Origin of the sequence: Rhodanobacter sp. L36 (assembly GCF_009765755.1) — a bacterium.
Lineage (GTDB): Bacteria > Pseudomonadota > Gammaproteobacteria > Xanthomonadales > Rhodanobacteraceae > Rhodanobacter.
Window position 1 is genome coordinate 1,756,899 of the sequence record NZ_LMUV01000011.1, and the last position, 1,627, is coordinate 1,758,525.

Below are 1,627 nucleotides of genomic sequence, written 5' to 3' on the forward strand. Positions count from 1 at the left end.
TGACAGCGGCACGATCGATCCCAGCCACAACGCCGGCAATTTCGGTCAGGGCGGCGCGTTCTCCTTCGACCAGAGCAACACCGGACAGGAAGTCGGCATCGACTTTGCCTTTACCGACGAGCTGAAGGCGGGCCTGCTGGTCGCCAAGGATCAGGCCAACCAGCATCTGGACAGCGGCAACAACGGATCAGCCCGCATCAAGGGCACCACCGGCGGCGGCTACATCACCTGGATCTCCGCCGACGGCGTGTATCTGGATGCGTCGTTCCGCGAAATGGACTTCACCAGCCGCCTGCATGCGGCGGCCGGCGAAGCCTGGGTCAAGGGCAACACCGATGCGTTCAACGTGGAAACCGGCAAGACCTGGACGCTGGACAACGGCCTGCAGATCGCCCCGCAGTTGCAGTACACCTGGAACCGCGTGCTCGACGTCAAATCGCAGATCGACACCCTGGCCGGCTTCAACTCCGCCGGTGACACCTCCTCGCGCGGACGTCTGGGCGTGATGGTCAGCAAGAGCTACTCCACCGCCAACGACGGCACTGTGTGGACGCCGTATGTGTCGGTGTCCGCGGTGCACGAGTTCAACGGCGTCAACCGCTACAGCGTCGATGACACGTTCTTCGGCCAGACCAGCACGCGCGGCACCAGCGCGCTGGTCGATGCCGGCGTCAACGTGAAGGTGCGCAACCTCACCTTCTACGGCGGCGCGAACTGGCTCGATGGCGGCGCGATGAACAGCTTCCTCGGCGGTCAGGTCGGACTGCGGTACAGCTGGTAAAAGCAAAACGATACCCGGTGGGCGCAAGCTCGCCGGGTTTTTTTTTGACCCAAGCTTGGAACGTCAACTATGGGAACGAAAAAACTCGGGGTAGGAAAGATCGAGCAAGTCATCGCATTTCCAGAAAGCAAACCGTTGTCTCTGGCGCAGAAAAAGGTTCTGGAATTGAATGATGGCGAGAGCTTTATACTCGTTGTGCATTTCGAAAACCTTCTGACGGATAACGCCGAGCGGCTTGTGCGGTGGGCGAGGACCCGGGGCATTCGCATCATGCGACGTAAGATCGATCACGACGCTGTACGAATCTGGCGCGTCGAGTCTATGTCACGCGTCATCGGACCATCGGGAGAATCGTGTGACGCGTAAAAGCAAAGTTTCAATGATCGATGAAGCCCAATCGATTGAGCTGCCACAACCCGAAATGGTTTCTGCGGTTGCGGTCGAGTCAGCACCGCCTGCGGATTTGGCGGAAGCGCCTGCGACAGACAATGCCGCCCAGCCGAAGCCACAAGTTGTCGAAAAGAGTTGCTCGCGCGGACTCGCCGCATGGCTCGCCGGCAACAACATGTCGCTGGCAATTTCGTCGTACCAGACCGGACGCGTCTATCTGGTCGGCAGCGACAAGCAGGGACGCGTGTCGTTCTTCGAGCGCCTGTTCGAACGCGCGATGGGCATCGTCGGCAACGCGCAGCGCATTTATCTGGGCAGCCTTTATCAGCTGTGGCGCTTCGAGAACGTGCTGCGTTCGAACGAGATCATCCACGGCCAGTTCGACAAGTGCTATGTGCCGCGCAACGCGCAGACCATCGGTGATCTGGACATCCATGAGCTGGGCATCCGCAAGAA

Annotated in this window: 2 protein-coding genes; both read left to right on the forward strand. The window is 60.0% G+C overall.

Annotation, left to right across the window (positions count from 1 at the left end; genetic code table 11):
* Positions 1–781 (forward strand): autotransporter outer membrane beta-barrel domain-containing protein (locus GSQ73_RS17720; protein WP_216844806.1); only part of this gene is annotated, 781 nt, incomplete at its 5' end.
* A gap of 379 nt (positions 782–1,160) precedes the next feature.
* Positions 1,161–1,627 (forward strand): DUF4915 domain-containing protein (locus GSQ73_RS17730; RefSeq protein ID WP_158886347.1); only part of this gene is annotated, 467 nt, incomplete at its 3' end.